Here is a 419-nt window from a genome sequence, read left to right as displayed (position 1 = left end):
CAGCTTGCCAGGCGGCTGGACGAACATCACCTGCCAAACTGGCGCGACGATGCCGAGTTCTCGGACATGATCCAGACACTCATCGCGGCAATGCCCTTCGAGAAGAAATCCAATCTGAAGGTCAAGTCACTCAAGCAGATACTTGCGCTGACCGGTGGGGTGACCTCGCGCATCTTCGCCCTGATCAAGGATCTTTCCATCGACGCCATTGTCACAGGTGATGAATGCATTACTGATGACGCGATCGCAAAATGGACGCCGGTTTGGTCGCGCCATGCGAACGCCTATCGGCGACTCGAGAAGTCCGGGGTGTGAAGCCGCACCCGCTGCCGAAAACTGTCGCGCCGCTGCCAGACGAGTTGTTGTCAGGTTGGTTATCTCGGCTGGCGGCGGCCAACTACTGCGATGACGCGGAACTG

1 pseudogene is annotated in these 419 nt (G+C 58.2%); it reads left to right on the top strand.

What is annotated here, in order from left to right:
- Window positions 1–315: pseudogene (locus tag C6W91_RS21315) on the top strand (NTP-binding protein); the annotation flags it as partial.
- Between the last annotated feature and the right edge of the window lie 104 nt (window positions 316–419).

The sequence above is a fragment of the Phaeobacter sp. SYSU ZJ3003 genome (genome assembly GCF_041300735.1).
Classification (GTDB): domain Bacteria; phylum Pseudomonadota; class Alphaproteobacteria; order Rhodobacterales; family Rhodobacteraceae; genus Phycobacter; species Phycobacter gallaeciensis_A.
This window is presented reverse-complemented; position numbering and strand designations above follow the sequence as displayed.